The 20599-nt window shown below is 68.6% G+C and carries 16 protein-coding genes; 7 read left to right on the top strand and 9 right to left on the bottom strand.

From position 1 onward, the window contains the following. Positions 1-321: 321 nt before the first annotated feature. The gene (locus ACFO60_RS04865) at positions 322-1263 is read left to right on the top strand and encodes an HNH endonuclease (protein ID WP_380837444.1); all 942 of its coding nucleotides are present in this window, start codon (positions 322-324) and stop codon (positions 1261-1263) included. A 33-nt stretch (positions 1264-1296) separates the two neighbouring features. Here ACFO60_RS04865 and ACFO60_RS04860 read toward each other — a convergent pair whose 3' ends face one another. Both ACFO60_RS04860 and ACFO60_RS04855 read right to left on the bottom strand, forming a co-directional pair. Further along, positions 1297-1488 (bottom strand): hypothetical protein, encoded by a 192-nt coding sequence (locus tag ACFO60_RS04860; RefSeq protein ID WP_380837441.1) that lies wholly within the window; start codon positions 1486-1488, stop codon positions 1297-1299. Positions 1489-1953: 465 nt separating this feature from the next. After that, positions 1954-2766 (bottom strand): DUF6551 family protein, encoded by an 813-nt coding sequence (locus tag ACFO60_RS04855; protein ID WP_380837439.1) that lies wholly within the window; start codon positions 2764-2766, stop codon positions 1954-1956. A gap of 1034 nt (positions 2767-3800) precedes the next feature. Between ACFO60_RS04855 and ACFO60_RS04850 the strand changes: the two genes are divergently transcribed. After that, positions 3801-5270 (top strand): ATP-binding protein, encoded by a 1470-nt coding sequence (locus tag ACFO60_RS04850; protein ID WP_380837436.1) that lies wholly within the window; start codon positions 3801-3803, stop codon positions 5268-5270. A 167-nt stretch (positions 5271-5437) separates the two neighbouring features. Beyond that, on the top strand, positions 5438-5845 hold the full coding sequence (locus ACFO60_RS04845) for a hypothetical protein (protein WP_380837434.1): 408 nt from the start codon (positions 5438-5440) through the stop codon (positions 5843-5845). Positions 5846-5918: 73 nt separating this feature from the next. Here the strand turns inward: ACFO60_RS04845 and ACFO60_RS04840 are convergent, their stop codons facing one another. The 3 genes from ACFO60_RS04840 to ACFO60_RS04830 all read right to left on the bottom strand — a co-directional run bounded on the left by ACFO60_RS04840 (position 5919) and on the right by ACFO60_RS04830 (position 8803). Then, positions 5919-6326: a PIN domain-containing protein gene (locus ACFO60_RS04840; RefSeq protein ID WP_380837431.1), complete on the bottom strand. Its 408-nt coding sequence runs from the start codon at positions 6324-6326 to the stop codon at positions 5919-5921. Beyond that, positions 6311-6571: a type II toxin-antitoxin system Phd/YefM family antitoxin gene (locus tag ACFO60_RS04835; RefSeq protein WP_380837428.1), complete on the bottom strand. Its 261-nt coding sequence runs from the start codon at positions 6569-6571 to the stop codon at positions 6311-6313. Before ACFO60_RS04835 ends, ACFO60_RS04840 begins: the two co-directional genes overlap by 16 nt. A gap of 168 nt (positions 6572-6739) precedes the next feature. Then, positions 6740-8803, bottom strand: a complete 2064-nt coding sequence (locus ACFO60_RS04830) for a BMP family ABC transporter substrate-binding protein (protein WP_380837426.1) — start codon at positions 8801-8803, stop codon at positions 6740-6742. 402 nt (positions 8804-9205) lie between these two features. Between ACFO60_RS04830 and ACFO60_RS04825 the strand changes: the two genes are divergently transcribed. Next, a complete protein-coding gene (locus tag ACFO60_RS04825) occupies positions 9206-11443 on the top strand; it encodes an Orn/Lys/Arg family decarboxylase (protein WP_380837424.1) in 2238 nt (745 codons plus the stop codon). 31 nt (positions 11444-11474) lie between these two features. On the opposite strand, the gene ACFO60_RS04820 is transcribed toward ACFO60_RS04825, so the two are convergent. Both ACFO60_RS04820 and ACFO60_RS04815 read right to left on the bottom strand, forming a co-directional pair. Then, positions 11475-13574, bottom strand: a complete 2100-nt coding sequence (locus ACFO60_RS04820) for a BMP family ABC transporter substrate-binding protein (RefSeq protein WP_380837421.1) — start codon at positions 13572-13574, stop codon at positions 11475-11477. Positions 13575-13676: 102 nt separating this feature from the next. Next, positions 13677-14831 (bottom strand): methyltransferase, encoded by a 1155-nt coding sequence (locus ACFO60_RS04815; RefSeq protein WP_380837418.1) that lies wholly within the window; start codon positions 14829-14831, stop codon positions 13677-13679. A 133-nt stretch (positions 14832-14964) separates the two neighbouring features. On the opposite strand from ACFO60_RS04815, the gene ACFO60_RS04810 reads away from it, so the two are divergent. After that, a complete protein-coding gene (locus ACFO60_RS04810) occupies positions 14965-15621 on the top strand; it encodes an enoyl-CoA hydratase-related protein (protein ID WP_380837416.1) in 657 nt (218 codons plus the stop codon). Positions 15622-15761: 140 nt separating this feature from the next. Here ACFO60_RS04810 and ACFO60_RS04805 read toward each other — a convergent pair whose 3' ends face one another. Further along, positions 15762-16493, bottom strand: coding sequence for a hypothetical protein (locus ACFO60_RS04805; protein ID WP_380837413.1), 732 nt, complete (start codon positions 16491-16493; stop codon positions 15762-15764). A 277-nt stretch (positions 16494-16770) separates the two neighbouring features. Here ACFO60_RS04805 and ACFO60_RS04800 point away from each other — a divergent pair, with 277 nt between their 5' ends. Further along, on the top strand, positions 16771-18831 hold the full coding sequence (locus ACFO60_RS04800; RefSeq protein ID WP_380837410.1) for a sensor histidine kinase: 2061 nt from the start codon (positions 16771-16773) through the stop codon (positions 18829-18831). Further along, positions 18828-19568 carry a response regulator gene (locus ACFO60_RS04795; protein ID WP_380837407.1) on the top strand — a complete coding sequence of 247 codons (741 nt, stop codon included), beginning with the start codon at positions 18828-18830 and terminating at the stop codon, positions 19566-19568. Before ACFO60_RS04800 ends, ACFO60_RS04795 begins: the two co-directional genes overlap by 4 nt. On the opposite strand, the gene ACFO60_RS04790 is transcribed toward ACFO60_RS04795, so the two are convergent. Beyond that, positions 19565-20530 carry a DUF6454 family protein gene (locus ACFO60_RS04790; RefSeq protein WP_380837404.1) on the bottom strand — a complete coding sequence of 322 codons (966 nt, stop codon included), beginning with the start codon at positions 20528-20530 and terminating at the stop codon, positions 19565-19567. The two genes, ACFO60_RS04795 and ACFO60_RS04790, sit on opposite strands and share 4 nt — an antisense overlap. Between the last annotated feature and the right edge of the window lie 69 nt (positions 20531-20599).

Here is a 20599-nt window from a genome sequence, read left to right as displayed (position 1 = left end):
CCTATGCCGCACACCCCTGGCTGCGTAGGCGAAGACCCGCCCGGAAAGATCCATGGTCCGTGGCGCCATGATCGCCGCCGGATGATCTACGTGAGTCCAACTTCAACGTTCCGGGACGGATCGCCCCTCGACGTCCGGACGTTCCCATTTCGCCCGGCGGTCGTGGCGGCATCGCTGGCGAGCTCATGACGAGTTCGCTGGTGGTGTCCACAACTCAAACGTGCAGGCCGGTGACGAGTGGAAAACGGGACGCCTGCATAGCCGCAGTCTCGCGTCCAATTGTCGCCTACCACTCGAGATCCCCTAGCGAACGTACCCTCAATGGGTATAGAACACAGTGTTGTGATTACGTCGCAGGGTGATGATCTAGACAGTCGGGTACGCGCAGCGGCGATGGCATGGCTTCGTCAGCGTTGCACCCCCGAAGACCCTGTAGTACGCCGCGACGAGTTACTGGGCTTCCAGTTTGAAGGTCGAACGTTTCCCCTGGTCGACAACCAACTCGGCATCCGGAAACCGCAAGGCATGATTGCGGCGCTGTCCATTCTAACGACTTACACATCCGACGGCGCTCGCGCACCTTACGACGATGCTGTTGGACCCGATGGACTTCTGCGATACAAGTTTCAGGGCAAGCCGCAGCATTACACAAATGTTGGCTTGCGGCGAGCGTTTGAACTCGGCGTTCCACTGATGTGGTTCTACGGCATCAAACCTGGGCTCTATCTGCCATTCTTTCCCGTATGGATCATCTCAGTCGAGGCGGAACAGTCCCAAGTTTCGGTCGCACTGGATGAAGCCCAGCGACATCTAACCGTCGACGCATCAGTGAGTCTTATAGAACGACAATATGCCGAGCGGATAACGAAGCAACGTCTACATCAACCAGTCTTCCGGCAGCGGGTAATCCAGGCGTACGAAACCACGTGTACGATGTGCCGCTTACGGCACCGCTCGCTCCTTGACGCCGCTCACATTATCCCTGACCGAGATGCCCGTGGCGTCCCGGCGGTTTCGAATGGCTTGGCTTTGTGCAAGATTCATCATGCCGCATACGACCAGCACATCCTGGGCATTCGTCCGGACCATATCATTGAAGTACGCACCGACATCCTTGAGGAGATCGATGGGCCGATGCTGAAGCATGGAATCCAGGAGATGAACGGTCTCCCGATTACGCTCCCCCGTCGACGCTCCGACCGCCCAAACAGAGGGCTGCTAGAAGAACGCTACGAGGCGTTTCGCGCGAGAACGCACGCATAGCGAGAACGCACGACCCAAAGGGCACGCGACTGGCTAGAGGGTGAAGCGACTCCCGCAGTAGCCCAGGTCAGCCCGCAGGTGCTCCGACCGGGGAAATCGCCCGGCGGCCTGGTACAGCAGCACCACCATCACACTTTCACCGTCGCCGGCGTTGGCAGGGCTGACACAGGTGACCAAGACCAGGCCGAGGGTATCGACCAACAGATGCCGCTTGATGCCCAGCACCTTCTTAGCCCGTCGTAGCTCTGCAGGCCACCCCGCTCGGCACCGCGCACGCTCCGACTCTCGATGTCGATGAAGAGGCGCGTCTACAAATCCGGGAAAGAGTCTCGGATGATAGTCAAAAGTTCGGCAGCGCCCTTCCGATCGAGCTGCAAGGTTTGACTCACCTTCTTCTCGGACATTCGACCGTCCGATCCGTAGGTACTGAGCTGAAGCACTGGACCCTCGACTGTGCGAATGACCTGATAGCCGCACTCAACCTCCGTCGGGTGGGGCCGCGCGGGAGAGGTGACTTTGAAGAATTCTCTGACCTTGGCCATCTGTCCGTGTTCGCCTCGTCTTGCCACAGAGAAGGAGTAACGCAGAGTACGGATGCAACTGCGGCATTGATTGCACCCCTGCAAGATCACGTGCGTATAGTCACCGATACTTGTCGCTCACGCATCCTGGCTGTGCCGGCATTTTGGATCAACTTCCGATGCGGTTCGCAGCGGTTCGCCCTTTGTTCCAGGCCTCGATCACCATCTGGTAGCACTGACTCTCGCGAGACCCCGTGCCGCTGTTGTTGTAGCCGCCATTCGACGCTCGCGTCAACGCCTCAGAGCGCCATCGCGCCGCCAATCCGCGCTTGAGCATCTTCTTCGCAAGTTCGTCATCGTCGACATCCGAACCGTGGCGCCCCAGGAACATCGCTACGCCACCCAGGATCACACCATCCCAGGACTCCTTGTCCCTGCCCCACGCCGCCTCAACCACGGTCAGAGTGCGATCCAGGATCTCCGGACTGTGCTGCCTTGCGATGCGCAACACGGCCGAGACAGCACCCACACTGTTCGTAGAGCTCGACCCCAGACCGAGACTGTGGTGCTTGAGTACGCGGTCAACGTTCACACAGAGGGTGTCCCCTGCGGTCAGACCGACTTTGTACTCGTCGAGCGTGCTGACCTTCGCCGACTCTCGATTCTTGATGAGAAAGAGGGTCGCCTCTTGCTGCTGGTTGAGGCCATAGTGGATCTCCGCCTTGATCGTGCGGAGACCTTTGAGCTTGCATGCTTCCGTACGATGCATGCCATCGACGACGTAACGGTTGCCGTCCTCACGCTCAGAGACAACGATCGAGCCGAGAGCGTCGACGATCATGCCGTCGGCGATGTTCTTCGCGCGCTTAGAATTGAGTCCTCGCTGCGCGTCATCGTCAATCTTCAGCGAATCGATTTCAACCTCGACGCCGTAGTCAACACGGTGCTCTGGAAGTACGTATTGGAACCGAGACTTGGCCATTGCGGCTAACCTCCGTAGTGAGACGACTAGAGCTGGGGCGGGCGAGGGACCGTAGACGAGTCCAGCGGGGGCGGTACACGCTTGAGGAACTCAGTCGCGACCTTGACGCTAGTGGTGGACACCGTCCTACGGATGTCACCGTTCTGCTCTTCCCAGTGCAGAACCGGCGGAACGTGTTGCCCTCGACGACTTACCTCACGCCGCCGTCCATGCTGGTCACTCACAGGACCAAGCACCACTCCCAGCAATACCAGGGCAAGCACAGCAGCCCATGCCCACGTGTTGTGCTTCCACTCGGTAGCGAGGTTCACAGCGACATTCATTCCTGCCGCCATGAGAGGACCCCAAAGCTTCCAGGTTTTGAGGTTCATGTCTGATGACCTCTCAGGACGGATACTCAGCGGAATGCCGCCCTGCGTCTACGCTCAACACCTTGGGCCTGGGAGGATCTTAGACGAAGCCACCACTTGCCACAAGCTGAACCAAAGGTCTCCCATAGCCACATAGCCAACAGATTTCGACAACAATCAGATTTACGCAGGTCAGGGGCATGACCGGACAAATCCGCCTTCACCCCACGTCAAGGAAACAGCCTGCTCAAGGCTGATCAAGGTGCGCATCTTGGGCGGCTGCAGCGCCGTATAGCCCTTGACGGAGCGGCCAGAGGGCGGCCCTGGCGAGTCTCGTCCGCATCGCCAGGCCATGGCTTCTCAAGCTCTGGACTAGGCCGGATGACGGCTATGCTGCGTTCGTTTGGTAACAAAGAGATAACGGAGAATCGTGGCCACGCGACCCTGAGAGCGGCGCGGAAGGTGACTCCGGAGAGGGGTAGGCGGCCATGGTGATGGTCGAGGCGCCCCGACTGGCGGTCGGTCGCGAGCGCCGATCAAGGCCCTCTACGAGGAACGGCGGGTTGGCGTCATGGCCGAAGCGGTCTGGGACTCCTCCGCAGTCGGTAATCGAGCACCGGCACGTCCCCTTGTATAAGTCCAGCTATAGTAGCTGGGGTTATACATAGTGGAGGGGTGTAGTGCGTGGACAAGCCCAGTGAGATGTTCGCCCGAGACTTCGAGTGGGCGGAGCTGAGTCGGTTCGCCACCTACTCGGCCTCCCAGGCGACCCTTGGGGTGGTCTCCGGGCGTCGCCGACAGGGGAAGACCTTCTTGCTCGACGCGCTCACCAATGCGACCGGCGGGTTCATGTTCACCGGTACCGAGACCACCGAAGCTGACGCGCTGCGGCAGTTCGGCGATGCGCTGGCGGCGTACGTCGGTGAGCCCGTCCCGTTCCGTTTCGCCAGCTGGGACGACGCCATCGCTCGGCTCCTGCGCATCGCCACCGCTGGGCCGACCGTCGCGGTCATTGATGAGTTTCCGTTCCTCGCCAAGGCCTCGCCCGCCCTGCCCTCCATCATCCAACGCGCTCTGGATCCCACCGCCCAGCGCGGCAACACTCCCGTCCGCCTGCTGCTGTGCGGGTCCGCCCTTTCCTTCATGGGACGCATCCTGTCCGGCAACGCCCCGCTGCGCGGACGCGCCGGGCTTGAACTGGTCGTGCCCACTCTCGACTTCCGCCTCGCCGCCCAGTTCTGGGAGATCGCCGACCCACGCACCGCCGCGCTGACCAATGCCGTCGTGGGCGGCACTCCCGCCTACCGCCGTGAGTTCACTCAGGGTGACACGCCCGCCGATGCCGACGACTTCGACTCCTGGATCGTCCGTGCCGTCCTCAACCCCGGCCGGCCGCTCTTCCGTGAAGGCCGCTATCTGCTCGCCGAAGAACCCGAGCTTCACGACATCGCCCTCTATCACTCCGTGCTGGCCGCGATCGCCGACGGCAATCACAACCGTGGCGGCATCGCCTCCTACCTCGGCCGCAAGTCGACGGACCTGGCTCACCCGCTCGCCGTCCTCCAGGACGTTGGCATGATCACCCATGAGCAGGACGCCTTCCGCCGCAACCGCTCCGCCTACCGGATCGCCGAGCCCCTTCTCGCCTTCTACCATGCCGTCATGCGACCCGCCTGGGGCGATCTGGAACGCCCCGGCCGCGCGGCGGACGTCTGGCGCCGCCTGCAGCCCACCTTTCGCAGCAAGGTCGTCGGGCCTCACTTCGAGCGCATCTGCCGCGAGTGGACCCGCTGGTACTGCGACTCCGGCACCCTGGGCGGCCTCGCCTCGAACGTGGCGAGCGGTACCGTCCCCGACCCGGCCGGCCGGACCGCTCACGAGGTCGACATCGCGGCATTCGGCCAGGACGAGACCGGCCGCGAGCGACTCCTCGCCATCGGTGAGTGCAAATGGAACGACATCATGGGTCTCGGCCATCTGCGTCGGCTCGACCAGATCCGCGACCTGCTCCGCGCCCGCGAAGGCGTCGACGCCGAGCGCACACGGCTGCTCCTGTTCAGCGGCGCCGGCTTCAGCGACGACCTCCGCGCCGCGGCGCAGCACGACCCCACCGTTCAACTTGTCGACATGGGCCGGCTTTACACAGGTATATGAGGCACACGAGGCGGTCAGTGATGCTCTGACCCATCACCCCTGGAGCACCGGCTTCCGAGTCTCCTGATCCGCAAGTCTCCTCGGCGGCACCACGGAAGGTCCCTGCCCTGTCCGACGACCGCACCCGATAGGGCTTCTGTTGTCATTGGAGCACGATCGGCGTCGATTTGGTAACCACTCGACTACCAGCCGATACCGCTCTGCAGCCACTGGCATGCCTGGACGACGGCGGCCCGGCGCAGCGGCGGGCCAACCGGCTGCGCGACGCGGTCCGGGAGCTGCTGACGCGCCGCGGGGCGGACCTGCGCTACGGCCGGACACTGCCGCGGGCGTTGCGTGAGGCGGGCCTGGTGGATGTCGCCGCGGCGGGCTCTTTCCCGGTCGGCGAGCTGGCCTGCGACCGGCTGGAGGCGGCGACCATCCGGCACGTGCGCGGCGAGTTGCACGCGGCCGGCCTGGCCGACGACACCGAGATCGACGCGCACTTGGCCGCCATCCACGCTGGCGAACTCGACCTGACACTTGCACTGCTGATCTCAGCCTGGGGACGCCGCCCGGCAGAGCATGACCGCTAGAGTCCGTCCGATCTGCCGAGGTGAGAGCGGGCGGCTATCGGACGTGTGACCGGCCAACAGCCACCGAGGTCGTTCAGTGCGGGACGACTTGTGCCCGCACCCCCGGTAGATCATCGAATGCGGCGGAGGAGTCCATTGTGATGACGGTTCTGGCAGTCGCCGCAGCCGTCGCGGCGATCAGCAGATCATATGCTCCACGCGTCTTTCCCACCCGCCGGACGTGCGCCATGAGGCGGGCATGAACCCGTGCCACATCCGTGCTGTACTCCTCGACCGGGATCAAGGCGAGGACATCGTCCACGAACGCCTGCCGGTTGGGGCGGCGTGCCGTATCGGCCATCTCCACGCCGACGAGCAACTCCGCCACGGTTATCGCCGCGATCGCCACGTCGTCGGCGTCGCCGATCACCGTATCCACCGAAACCCTGCCTCGCTCCGCGGCGATGAGCACACCTGTGTCGAGGATCAGGCGTCGGGCCATAGGCTCCTCATCTCGTCATCGACCGCTTCCCGGGCCGCCGCGACATCAGAGGCGAAGTCGGCGTCCAGTGTTCCCGCGCTTCTGGCGAGAAACGCCTTGACCATACGCCCAGGCGCCGTTGGTGCGGGGCCGATGACCGCGATTTGCTTTCCGCCCCGGGTCACCACGATTGTCTCGCCTCGCTCGGCCTCGTCGAGAACCGCCGCGAAGCTCCGAGATGCCTCGGTTGCCGTCATCACCTTCATGGAATCAGATTATCTGATAAACGCTCTCCCGGCATGACCCAGCGAAGGCCGCCGTCATCGGCGATCGGTGCTGCTAGATGTGGCCGCGTCCGCGTGGCTCGCTTCCGCACGCCAGGCCGGACGTGCCGTCGGGAGGTGCGTCGCGGTCATAAAGGTCGATGTGTCCGATCATTGCTTCGGGACGTCGATCTGACCGTTGGCGATCTCCTGTTCCACCTCGTCCAGGCGGGCCGTGATGTCGCTGATCTGGTCGCCGGTCGTGGTGTAGGCGAAGCCGTGGTCCTTGATGCCGTAGACGATGCGGCCGGGCTTGGCGGAGCCGGTGGAGAAGTCTTCGAGGTAGTCGAAGACGACCATGTCGACCCGCTTGATGATCGAGGTGAGGACGACATCGCGCATCGCGCCGTCCGCAGTGTTGGCCTCGTCACCCTCGGCGCCGATGACGTGCCCGCCGGCCGCCTCGGCGGCTCGCATGACACCGGGGTTGGAGTCGCCCGCCGCCTGGAAGAGCACATCGGCCTGCGCGCGGAACAGGCCGGCCGCGACGGCCTGGCCTTGGTCGGGGTCGTTGAAGCCGCCGAAGTCCGGGTAGCGGGTCACGTACTTCACGTCGATCTCGATGTCCGGCTTGACCGACCGGGCGCCCGCGACGAAGCCTGCGGCGGCCCGTTCGATCGGTCCCTCGTCATTGACCGCTCCGACGAAGCCCACGTGCCCGTTCTTCGACTTCAGGGCTGCCGCCACACCGGCGAGGAAGCCGCCTTCCTGCTCGGCGAAGACCAGGTTGGAGATGTTGCCTCCCTTCACCTCCTCGCTGTCGACGATCGCGAACGTGGTGTCGGGGAACTCGGTCGCGACGGCTTTGACCGCCTCGGAGTAGGCGTAGCCGATGGCGATGATCGGGTTGTGCCCGCTCTTGGCGAGTCCTCTCAGTCGCTGTGCCTTCCGCTCCTCCGCCTCACCGGCCTTCGCCGCCAGTTCCTTGACCTCGCGTGCGCCGAGTTCCCGCTTGGCGCGTTCGATGCCCTGGACGGCCGAGTCGTTGAACCACATGTCACCCCGGCCGCCGATGTCCAGGGCGATGCCGACCTTGTCCAGCTTGCCGGCGACGGCGGCGATGGCGGAAGAGGAGGCGGTGGCCCGGGGGGAGGCAGAGGGAGTGCTGGAGAGACCGGCGGAGTCGACGGGGTGGCCGCCGGGCGACGTCCACAGCCAGATGCCGGCCATGACCGCGAGGGCGAGCGGCACACTCAGCAAGGGGATCATCGCGCGGGGCCTCACGCGGCGGTGACGTCCGGTCTGGGGTGGACCGACCGTGGTCCCCGCCGTCGCTACCGTCACCTGCGACGAAGGCGGCGAGACCGGTGATGCGGCGGCGGCGGTGGAGGGCGAGCCGCCGGCTGTGACGCCCGGCGGCGGGGCCGCGCCGTGGCCGACCAATTGGAGCATGATCTCGGCTGCCGTGGGCCTGGCCTGCGGATTCTTGGCGAGGCATCGGCCGAGCAGAGGACGCAGCGAGTCTGGCAGCTCGGTGAGGTCGGGTTCGGCGGTGAGGACGGCGTGCAGGACGGCCGGCACGCTGGTACCGCCGAAGGCACGGCGGCCGGTGGCCGCGAAGACCATGGTCACCGCCCAGGCGAACACGTCGGCCGGTGGGCCGACCTGCTCGTCGGCGATCTGTTCGGGCGCCATGTACCTCGGAGTGCCGGCGACGCCGCTGCCGGTGACCGTGACCGAGTCCAGGGCGCGAGCGATGCCGAAGTCGATCACGCGCGGCCCGTCGGGGCCGAGCAGCACGTTGCTCGGTTTGAAGTCGCGGTGCACGACGCCCGCCTGATGGATCGCGGCCAGCGCGCCGGCCGTGCCCAGCGCCAGCCGTACCAGCTCGTCCCCGGTGAGCGGCCCACGTTCCCGGATCCGCTGCTCCAGCGAGACGCCCTGGACGTACTCGCTGACGATGTACGGCTGGTGGTTCGCCGTACCGACCTCGATGACGCGGGCGGTGGAGAAGGTCGCCACCCGCCGCGCGGTGGCGACCTCGCGCAGGAACCTCTGCTCGGCGTTCTGGTCCATCGCGTGGTGCGGGTGCAGGACCTTGATGGCGACCCGGTCCCCCGCGGGCGACTCGGCCAAGTACACCGCGCCCTGTCCGCCCTGACCGATGCGGCCGAGCACTCTGTAGTCGCCGAACCGGCCCGGCTCACCGGCGCGTAACGGGGACAGGTCGGACATCCACCCCTCCAGCGTGTCGGTCCGACAATAGGGGATCACCCGCTTTCCGGGCGTGGAATCGCCTACGCGCGTGCGGTGTCCGCTCGAGCGACCTCGTGGGTGGTCAGACAAGTACAAGGATGGCCTGCCGACACGACCGTTCCGGTTGTACAACCGCGGGTGTGGTAGCCAGAGCCATTCATGGGGAGGCACGCGTAGACAAGCCCAGTGAGATCTTCGCTCGGGACTTCGAGTGGGCGGAGCTGAGCCGCTTCGCCGCCTACTCGGCCCCTCAAGCGACCCTGGGTGTGGTCTCCGGGCGCCGCACGTTCGATGTCGATTCGGTAACCACACGTCTACCATTAGTGACGGTGGGTGATGGTGGTCGGGAGAAGTGGTGATTCCCCGATCATGGAGTGGCGTATGGAGCGAACTGTCCTTGCCGCGGTCGCGGAGCGGGCCGATGCCGATACGGCGCTCGCCGAGCAGCTTCGGCGGGTGTGCGCGTCGATGGACGAGCTCGGGTTCCAGGTGCGCTGGACCCATCGGGCCGAGGACGCGCTGGCGGTGATCGGCTCGGACGCGTCGCTCACGGCGGTGCTCGCGGCCTGGGACGCGCCGGGAGCCGAGGAGCTCCTGGGGGCCACCGGGAAGCGGTTCCGGGGCCTGCCGGTGTTCCTGATGACGTCGGAGCAGGAGCTTCCACTGTGGGTGTACGAGGTGATCCACGGCTACGTCTTCCCGCTTGAGGACACTCCGCACTTCATCGCCGGGCGCATCGCGCACGCGGCCGACCAGTACGCCGAGAAGATCCTTCCGCCGTTCTTCGGCGCGCTGCGCCGCCTGGAGGACAACCATCGTTACTCCTGGCACACCCCCGCGCACGCCGGGGGCGTGGCGTTCCTGAAGTCGCCGGTAGGGCGGGCCTTCTTCGACTTCTACGGTGAGCGGCTGCTGCGCACCGACCTGTCCATCTCCGTCCCGGAGCTGGGCTCGCCCCTGGAGCACACCGGCCCGATCGGGGACGCCGAGCGCAACGCCGCCCGCGTGTTCGGCGCCGACCGCACGTTCTTCGTGGTCAACGGCAACTCCACCGCGAACCGCATCGTCGGACATCACGCGGTCGCCTATGACGACACGGTGCTGATCGACCGCAACTGCCACAAGTCGATCCAGCACGCGCTCACCATCAGCGGCGCCCGTCCCGTCTATCTGGTGCCCGAGCGCAACGGGCTCGGGTTGGCGGGGCCTATCCCGCCGGCCGCGCTGGAGGCGGGCGCGGTGCGCGAGCTCCTGTCCGGCCATCCCCTCGTCGCCGGCGAGCCCACCTACGCGGCGATCACGAACTCGACGTACGACGGGCTGTGCTACGACACGGTGCGGGTCGGCGAGTTGCTGGGCGCCAGCGTCCCACGGCTGCACTTCGACGAGGCGTGGTTCGCCTATGGCCGGTTTCATCCGCTTTACGACCGCCGGTACGGCATGGCGGTCGACGAGCGCACGCTGCCGGGCCCGGACCGTCCGACGGTGTTCGCCACCCAGTCCACGCACAAGCTCCTGGCGGCGCTCTCGCAGTCGGCGATGCTGCACGTGCGCCCCGCCGGGCGAGCGCCGGTGGACTACGCCCGGTTCAACGAGACCTACCTCATGCACGCCTCCACCTCGCCGCTGTACCCGATGATCGCCTCGCTGGACGTGGCGGCGGCGATGATGGACGGCCCGTCCGGGCGGTTCCTGACCGAGGAGGCGATCGTCGAGGCGGTCCGCTTCCGGCAGGCCATGGTGCGACTTGCCGCCCGCATCCGCGACGACGGCCGGCGACCGGAGTGGTTCTTCGGCGTCTGGCAGCCCCCCTCGGTCACCGACCCGCACACCGGCCAGACCGTCCCGTTCGCGCAGGCGGACCTGGCGTTGCTGTGCGCCGAGCCCGCATGCTGGACGCTGGAGCCCGGCGCCGCCTGGCACGGGTTCGACGGGCTCGCCGAGGGGTACTGCCTGCTGGACCCGGTCAAGGTGACGATCACCTGCCCCGGCGCGGACGCCGCCGCGGGGACTCTCGAGTGGGGCATTCCGGCCCGCATCGTGGCCGCCTACCTGGAGCGGCGCGGCATCGTGGTCGAGAAGACGGGCGACCACACCTTGCTGGTGCTGTTCTCGATGGGCATCACCAAGGGCAAATGGGGCACACTGCTCGACGCGCTCACCGACTTCAAGAAGGCCTACGACGACGACCTGCCCCTCGCCGAGGTACTGCCGGGCTTCGGGCCGCCCGCGATCTCGCTGCGGCGGTTCTGCGCGCGAGCCCACGACAAGCTGCGCGACTCCGGTGCGGGCAAGCTGCTCGACCAGGTCTTCACCACCTTGCCCGAGCCCGTCCTGACCCCGGCCGGCTGCTACCAGGCGTTGATCCGAGGCCGGACCGAACGCGTCCCGCTCGTCGACCTATCGGGCCGGATCGCCGCCGCCACGGTTGTGGTCACGCCGCCCGGCATCCCGATGCTGATGCCGGGCGAGGCGACCGGGCCCGCCGACGGACCCCTGATGACGTACTTGCGAGCGCTGGAGGACTTCGACCGGGCGTTCCCCGACCTCGCCACCGACATCCACGGGGCCCATCGGGACGGCGCCGGCCGCTACTGGGTGGAGGTCATGGCGGACTGATGCCCGGAGCGTCGGCCATCGACATGACCGATCACGAGCTCGGGACGGTGATCCGGCCGTCGGCGATGCGCTGTTGCACCTCGTCCAGGCGGGTCTTGATGTCGTCGATCTGGTTGCCGGTGGTGGTGTAGGCGAAGGCGTGGGCCTTGACGCCGTAGACGGTGAGGCCGGGTTTGGCGGAGCCGGTGGAGAAGTCTTTGAGGTAGTCGAAGACGACCGTGTCGACCCGCTTGATGATCGAGGTCAGCACGACGCCCCGCAATGTGTCGTCCGCGGTGCGGGCCTCGTCGCCTTCGGCGCCGATGACGTGCCCGTCGGCCGCCTTGGCTGCCTGCATGACGCCGAGGTTGGAGCCGCCCGCCGCCTGGAAGACGACGTCGGCGCCCTCGCCGAACATGCCCGTCGCAACGAGCTTGCCCTTGGCGGGGTCGTCGAAGCCGCTGAAATCAGGAGCGCGGGTCACATACTTGACGTCGACTTCGATGTCCGGCTTGATCGACCTGGCGCCCGCGGCGAAGCCCGCGGCGGCTCTTTCGATGGGGCCCCCGTCCTTGACCGCACCGATGAAGCCCACACGCCCCCTTTCGGACGCCAGTGCCGCCGCCGCACCGGCGAGGAACCCGCCTTCCGGCTCGGCGAAGACGAGGTTCGAGACGTTGTCTCCTGCCTTCTCTCCGCTGTCGACGATCGCGAACGTGGTGCTCGGGAACTCGGCCGCGACGCTCTTGACCGCCATGGTGTAGGGGTAGCCGATCGCGACGATCGGGTTGTGTCCGCCCCGGGCGAGCGCTCGCAGCCGTTGAGCCTTCTGCTCCTCCGTCTCACCGGCACTGGCCGCCAGTTCCTTGATCTCGCCCGCGCCGAGCTCCTTCTTGGCACGTTCGAGGCCCCGTGCGGCCGAATCGTTGAACCAGAGATCACCACGGCCGCCGATGTCCAGGGCGACGCCGACCTTGTCCAGCTTGTTCACGACGGCGGGGGAAGAGGTGGATCGGCCGGAGGGAGTGGTGAGGGAACCGGCAGAGGTGGAGGGGTGTTTGCCGGACGAGTTCCAGAGCCAGATGCCGGCCGTGACCGCGAGAGCGAGCAGCACGCTCAGCAGGGGGACCGTCGCGCGCGACACGACACGACGGAAGCGGCCGGTCCGGGGTGCACTGCCCGTCGTCCCCGCAGCGGTGACGGCCGCCGCCGCGCGTGGCACGGTCCCGTGCACCGGAACCGGCAAGGCGGCGGAGGCGGGAGCGGAGGCGGCGGAGGCGGCGGAGGCGGCGGAGGACGGTGCTGGGGCCGGCTCGCTGGTCGCCGGCCCGGGCGGCCGGGCGGCGCCGTGCCCCACCAACTGGAGCATGATCTCGGCGGCCGTGGGCCTGGCCTGCGGATTCTTGACCAGGCATCGGCCGAGCAGCGAACGCAGCGACTCTGGCACCTCGCTGAGGTCGGGTTCGGCGGTGAGGACGGCGTGCAGGACGGCCGGCACGCTGGTACCGCCGAAGGCACGGCGGCCGGTGGCCGCGAACACCATGGTCACCGCCCACCCGAACACGTCCGCCGGCGGGCCGACCTGCTCGCCGGCGATCTGCTCGGGCGCCATGTACGTCGGGGTGCCGGCGACGCCGCTGCCGGTGGCCGTGAGGGAGTCCAGGGCGCGGGCGATGCCGAAATCGATCACGCGCGGGCCGTCGGGGCCGAGCAGCACGTTGCTCGGTTTGAAGTCGCGGTGCACGACGCCCGCCTGGTGGATCGCGGCCAGTGCGCCGGCCGTGCCCAGCGCCAGTCGTACCAGTTCGTCGCCGGTGAGCGGCCCGCGTTCCCGGACCCGTTGCTCCAGCGAGGCGCCCTGGACGTACTCGCTGACGATGTAGGGCTGGTGATCCGCCGTACCGACCTCGATGACCCGTGCTGTGGAGAAGGTCGCCACCCGCCGCGCGGTGGCGACCTCGCGCAGGAACCGGCGCTCCGCGTTCTGGTCCATCGCGTGGTGCGCGTGCAGGGCCTTGATCGCGACCCGGTCCCCCGCGGGCGACTCGGCGAGGTACACCGTCCCCTGTCCGCCCTGACCGATGCGGCCGAGCACTCTGTAGTCGCCGAACCGGGTGGGCTCACCGGAGCGTAACGGAGATAGGTCGGACATCTACGCCTCCAGCGTGTCGATCCGACGATAGGGGATCCCGTGATTCTCGCGCGGGAAGTCGCCGGACACCCTCGTGAGCCGCCGGGCACGCGAGTGCCGGCGTCAGCGCTTGACGGCTCTCAGGACGACGAACTTGGGGTCGCTGGCGGCGACCTCGCAGTTGCCGAAGAGGCGGCGCAGCTTGGCGTGGTAGCCGAGGTGGCGGTTGCCGACGACCCACAGCTCGCCACCGCGCCGGAGCGCGGAGCGTGAGCCGTTGAACATGCGCCAGGCCGTCTCGTCGGTCGTCGCGCGGTGCGTGTGGAACGGCGGGTTGTTCAGCACCAGGTCCACCGATGCCGCGGGCACGCCGGCCATGCCGTCGGCCGCGAGGAACGTCGCGGCGGTGCTCGCGTCCGCGTTCGCCTGGAACGTGGCCTGCGCCGACGCCAGCGCCTGGTAGGACTCGTCGATGAAGGTCACCTGGGCTTCGCCGTTGGCGAGTGCCGCGGCGAGTCCGATCACCCCGTTGCCGCAGCCCAGGTCCACGACGTGTTCGGGTCCGCGGCGCCGCGGCAGGTTCCGCAGGAGGAAGCGGGTGCCGACGTCGAGGCGGTCGGCGCAGAAGATGCCCGCGTGGTTGGTGACGGTCAGATTCGAGACGGCTCCGACGCCTTCGGGCAGCGCGTAGCTCCGCGGCCAGGGGTTGTCGCCGCGGCGCAGCTCAGGATCGGGCGAGCAGAAGATGAGCCGTGCCTTCTTCACGGCCAGCGACGTCTTCGTCGGCCCGAGGATGCGTTCGAACAGCTTCAGCGTCGAGGTGTGGATCTCGGTGACCATCCCGGCGCCGACGACCACGGTGCCCGCGTGCACGTGGGGCGCGAGGCGGTGTAGCTGGTCCTCAAGGAGCGCGAGGCTCTTCGGCACTCGGACGAGCAGCACGTCGATGCGGTCCGGAGGCGCGTCCCTGGTCGTGTGGAGCCGCACCGTGCCGTCGGCGACCCCGTTGCGCCCCATGTTCGCCAGGGTCGCCTGCTGGGCGAGGAAGGAGTCGGTGACCTGCACGGGACGGTGATCGGCGAGCGCGGTGACCAGGGCACCCCACCGGTCACCCAGCACGACCACGGTGCCCGACAGGTCGGTCGGCTCGCCGTCGATCCCCTCGAGCGCCCGCAGCAGATATTCGTCGGCGGCGTCCCACGCGCGCAGCGGGTCGCGGGGGTTCTCGGGGAAGCGGGTGAGGTCGAACTCACCTGTCGACGTCGTCAAACGGTTCATCGCGGCCAAGGCTAGCGAGTCGCGTGGCATGCCAGGTCACATCCCGACGGCCGCATCGGCGTATGCCCGCCAGCGGACTAGAATATAGTTCTGGGACTTGTCACTGTAGAAATCGTTTCGGAGAGGATCGACCATGCCTGAACTGCGGCAGGATGACGGCGTCTTCGTGCTGGACCTGGGCGACGAGGAGAACCGCCTCTCGCCGGACTGGCTGAAGAACGTCCACTCCCTGCTCGACTCCGTCGTCGACCACCCGGGGCCGGCGGCGCTGGTCACCGCCGGACGGGGGAAGTTCTTCTCCAACGGGCTCGACCTGGACTGGCTCGCCGGCCACGGCGACCAGCTCGTTCCCTATGTCGCCGACGTGCAGGCGCTGCTGGCCAGGGTGCTCACCCTGCCCGTCCCGACGATCGCCGCGGTCAACGGGCACGCGTTCGGGGCGGGGGCGATGCTCGCGCTGGCGCACGACTTCCGGATCATGCGGGCCGATCGCGGCTACTTCTGCTTCCCGGAGATCGACATCCCGCTTCCCTTCGCCCCCGGCATGGCCGCGCTCGTCCAGGGGAAGCTGACCCCCGCCGCCGCGGTCGCCTCGATGACCACCGGGAAGCGCTTCGGCGGGGTGGAGGCCCGTGCTCTCGGCCTGGTCGACGACGTCGCCGACGAGGCCGCCCTGGTCCAGGCCGCGATCGAACGGGTCCGGCCGCTGGTGGGCAAGGACCGCGCCACGCTCGGCGGCATCAAGTCGACCATGTACGGCACCATCGCGACCGCGCTCACCGCACGCTGAGGCATCATCGGCGGCGACCGCCGACCACGCGGCCGGCGGTCGGCGGCCGGCGGTCACTGCCGACCACGAGGCCGGGCGGTCGGCGGTCACCGCCGACCGCCCGGCCGGGAGCCGTCGCGGTCGCTGCGCGGGTGGTCGCGTCACGCTTTCGCGGACGCGCGTACGGCCGGGAGGTCGAACGCGTCGTTGGACATGCGCACGAGCACGATGCTCGCGCCGGCGAAGCCGACGGCGGCGATCAGGAGGCCGACCCCTTGGCCGATGGTGGTGGGGACGAACGGGTGGGTGATGCCTCCGGCCATGAGAGCGATGCCCGCCCATGCGGGCACCGCCCGGCTGCGCCATAGCGCGGCTCCGAGCAGGCCGAGGCCGAAGACGACGCCCACGATGAACAGCAGGCCTGCCACGAGTATCAGCGGCTCGCCGTTCAGTGCCTCGTCCAGCCTCGCCATCGCGGCGATGTCGAGGCCGTGCCGCACAGTGACGTAGGCGGGAGTCAGCACGCCGCCGAGCAGGCTGACGCCGGTCAGGAAGCCCAGCAGCGCGACGACCGCGCCCGCGGTGGCGAGTCGCGGCGCGCCTCGCCGCGCCACCCAGGCGACCGCGAAGGTGGCAGGGACGAGCCCGGCGACGAACACGACGTCGAGCCATACCAGGGAGCCGGCGAGCTGCTGACGGGTCGTGAACGCGGCCACGGCGTCCTTGAACGCGGCGCCGCCCTCGATCGGGCTGAGCAGGTAGTAGATGCCCTTGGCGAGCATGGGCAGCGGCGCGATGACCGCGAGCAGGATGCGCCAGAAGCCGCGCACGTCCCGCAGCGGCCCGGTGGCTCGCGGGCTGTCGACGGCCGTCGCCGTGTCAGGGGTTCTCATGTCGTCCTCCGAGGTGCGTGCCGGGGTCCGCCGCCTCGTCCGAGGCGCGTCTTGGTGGCGTCGTGGGGCGTCGTGGAGCGTCGTCCGGGTTCGCCGTCGCGGCGCCGTGCGTCATGGCGTCGTCCGAGGCGCCGCCGTGGTGCCGTCAGGTCAGAGGGTGGACGTGGCGGAGCCCCGGCGTCGCGAGGGTGGGGTCCCATCTCGTTCCCGCCGCTCCTAGGCGGTATGGGAGTGCGCACCCATGACCGCCGGGGTGGTGGTGCCTGATGATGAGCACATGTCAGTCAAGGGGGCCGAGCCTGAACACCCCTCGGCCGAAGGAGCCGGGACAGAGCGCACCTTGACCGGGCGGGCCGGGCGGGCCGGGCGGAAGGGCGACTCAGCCGGGCGGGTCTGGCCGGTGGTCGTGTTCGCCCTCGTGCTGGTGATGATCATTGGGGCCTGGGTGTCGTGGCTGGCGGGCGGCTACACCGTGGGGGACGCGGCCGAGTCGTACCTGCTGACCAACAGTGCGATGGCGGTGACGTTCACCGCGTTCGGCGCCATCGTGCTGACTCATCGGCCGCGGCACCGCATCGGGTCGCTGTTCGTCGCGTACGGCGCCTGCTACGCGGTGAGCGTGGCCTGCCTGGGTGCGCTGTCGGGCGTGTTCGCGCTGTCGCCGGCGTGGGAGCGGGCGGTCGACGTCGTGGGCATCTCGGTGTGGCTTCCGGCCGTTTGCGTGTGCCTGCCGCTGATCCTGCAGCTGTTCCCGGACGGGCGGCCGCTGTCCCCCCGGTGGCGGCCGGTGGCCGTCGCGACGGTCGCGCTGCTCGCGCTGACCCCGACGTTGACGCTCGCCCCGGGGGCGATCAACGGCGAGCCGATCGCCGACCGGAGCCCGCTGCTGCCGGAGGCCGCGGGTCGCGTCGTGGGGGCGCTGGTGCCGGTGTTCGTCGGCGCCGACCTGCTGGTGCTGCTGGCCGCGCTCGTCGCGCTCGGGTTGCGGGCCTACCGTTCCCGGGGGGAGCAGCGGCTCCAGGTTCTGTGGCTCCTGTGGGCGGTGGGCGTCTTCGTCGTCCTGAACGCGCAGCGGATCGTCACCACCGAGGGGCCGATCCTGTTCCTGCTGACGCTGCCGCTGATCCCCGCCGCCGCGACGGTCGCGATCGTGCGGCACCGGCTGTACGACATCCGACTGATCGTCAACCGGTCCCTGGTCTACGGCCTGCTCACCTTAGGCGGCATCGGCCTGTACCTGGGCATCGTGGCGGGCCTCGGCGCGCTGGCGCGCGACCGCCTGTCCGTCGACTCGCTGGTGGCGACGGGGGTGATCGCGGTGGCGTTCGCCCCGGCCCGCTCGGCGCTGCAGGCGCTGGTGGATCGCCTGATGTACGGCCGGCGCCACGACCCGGCGCAGGCGGCGGCGCAGGTCGGGGTGCGCCTGGGCACGGGCCTGGACGGCGTGCTGCGCGCGGTGTGCGAGGCGTTGCGCTTGCCGTACGCGGCGGTCAGCGCCGACGGCAGGCTCATCGCCACCTACGGCGAGCGTCCCGAAGTGCGCCACACCGTGGCCCTGGAGGTCGCGGACGGGCCTCCCGCGGATCTGCTGGTCGGTCTGCGCACCGGCGAGTCGCGCCTGTCCGCCGCCGACGGCCGGGCGTTGAACCTGCTGGCCGCCCCGATCGGTCTCGCGCTGCAGGCCGTGCGCCTCTCGGAGCAGCTACGCGAGTCCCGTACGCGGATCGTCGCCGCCCGGGAGGAGGAGCGCCGCCGGCTACGCCGCGATCTGCACGACGGCCTCGGCACGGCGCTGACCGCGGTGACGCTCAAAGCCGACGCCGCGCACAACCTGCAGGCGAGCGATCCGCCGCGGACGTCCCAGTTGCTGCTTGACCTGCGCGCCGACCTGTCCAGCGCCATCGCCGACATCCGCCGCCTGGTCTACGACCTGCGCCCGCCCGACCTCGACGAGCTGGGCCTGGTCGCTGCGCTGCGGCAGCGGGCCGAGCAGTCGTGGCGGCGCGAGGCCACCCCGTTCGCCGTCACCGTCGACGCTCCGGACCCGCTGCCGTCGCTGCCCGCGGCGGTGGAGGTCGCTGCGTACCGGATCGCGACCGAGGCGGTCACCAACACGCTGCGCCACGGCGACGCCGCGTCCTGCCAGGTGACGTTGCGGATGGACAGCGCGCTGCACCTGGAGATCACCGACAACGGGTCCGGGCGCGCCCCCTGGCGGCACGGCGTCGGACTGCGCTCCATGCGCGAACGAGCGGCGGAGCTGGGCGGCACGCTCACCGCGGGGCCCACCGACCAAGGCGGACGCGTCCACGCCTTGCTGCCGCTGGAGGGTAGATGACCGCGCCCGACCCGATCCGGGTCCTCATCGTCGACGACCATCCGATGATGCGCGAGGGGCTTCGCGCCCTGATCGCGTCGCTGGGCGATGTCGAGGTCGTGGGCGAGGCCGCCGACGGCGACGAAGCACACCGGGAGGCCCAGCTCGCACGTCCCGACGTCGTCATCATGGACCTGCACATGCCCGGCGCCAACGGCGTGGACGCGACCCGTGCGATCCTGCGGTCCGTGCCCGGGACCCGGGTCCTCGTTCTGACCATGTTCGAGGACGACGAGTCGGTGTTCGCCGCCATGCGCGCCGGCGCCTCCGGCTACCTCGTCAAGGGCGCCCAGCAGGACGAGATCGTCCGTGCGATCCGGTCGGTCGCCGCCGGGGAGGCCATCTTCGGCCCGACCGTGGCGCGCCGGATCATCGCCTTCTTCGCCGGTGGAGCCCACGCCGTCCCGGCCGACGAGCCTTTCCCCGATCTGACCGGCCGCGAGCGCGAGGTCCTCGATCTCATCGCCGCCGGCCGGGCCAACGCCGACATCGCGCGGCGTCTGACCATCAGCCCCAAGACCGTCAGCAACCACATCTCGGCGATCTTCGCCAAGCTCCAGGTCGCCGACCGCGCCGAGGCCATCGTCCGCGCCCGCCAGGCGGGCCTGGGGCACTCGACCGCCCCAGGTCCCGCCCCGTCGCCCGCGCAGCCGTCCCCCGCGCCCTCGTCTTCCGCCCGCCCGTCGCCCGGCTGTTAGGAGAGGGCGGGGGTGGTGTAGGTGAGCAGCGTGGACTTGCCGTCGTCGGGGACGGAGAACAGCTGGAGCGCGTTCCCGTTCGCCTGGAGCCAGGTCGGGTTGCGGGTGATCGAGTTCCCGGCCGCGCTGAGCGCGGTCACCGGGATGGTGTTGATCGCGGTGAGCGAGTCCAGGTCGAGCAGCGAGACCGCGCCGAGCTGGAACGACTGGCCGCCGACGTTCAGGCTCGCGACACCGGTGCAGGCGGCCTTGCCCTCGGCGAGGTAGTCGCAGTCCTGGAAGTCGGTGAACTGCTCGGGGTTCTTCGCCGTCCGCTTGAGCCGACCGTCCATGTTCCAGGTGTAGAACGTGCGCGAGCCCCAGCTCACGCCGACCAGGCGCTTGTTCTTCAGGTCGTGCACGATGCCGCCGATGTGGTCGTCGACGTGCATCACCGCGGAGGCCCTGAACGTGGCCGGGTCCACCTTGTAGACGACCGCCTTGCTGTTCGGGCGGTACTCGGCGACCGGCACCCACAGGTACCGGCCGTCGTAGTCGATGCCGCCGGGGTGGTAGGCGTCGCCGTCCTTCAGCTTGAGGTCGCGCAGCAGGTTGCCCGCGAGGTCGAACTCGAACAGGTGCCCCATGCCCTCGCCGGGAGTGCGGTCGTAGCCGCCGCAGGCGGGGTTACAAGGAGTGGTCGCCTTGATGATCTCCACGGACGACATGTAGTAGCGGTCGCCGACCCGGAGCATGCCCTGGGGGTGGAAGGTGTCGAACTGCAGGTCCAGCGGCGCCGCGCTCTGCGTCCAGGTGGTGCCACGGGCCACCTTGGTCAGGAGCTGCGCCGTGGCGCTGTCACGGTTGTGACGTTCCTGCGCGTCCCCGCTGTCGGCGGCGGCCGCGAGAGCCGTGGTACCGGTGACGACGGCGACGGCGACAGAGAGCGACAGCACCAGCCGTCGCGGCATGCGGAGACGCATGATCGACCTTCCTGCAGTGAACCCATCAAGACGCCGGCTAGTAGAACAGATAGGAATGAATGCCCATCT

The organism is Sphaerisporangium dianthi, assembly GCF_042654065.1.
GTDB classification, from domain to species: domain Bacteria; phylum Actinomycetota; class Actinomycetes; order Streptosporangiales; family Streptosporangiaceae; genus Sphaerisporangium; species Sphaerisporangium dianthi.
The sequence above is the reverse complement of the archived record's forward strand: the minus strand, read 5'-3'. Positions and strand labels throughout refer to the sequence as shown.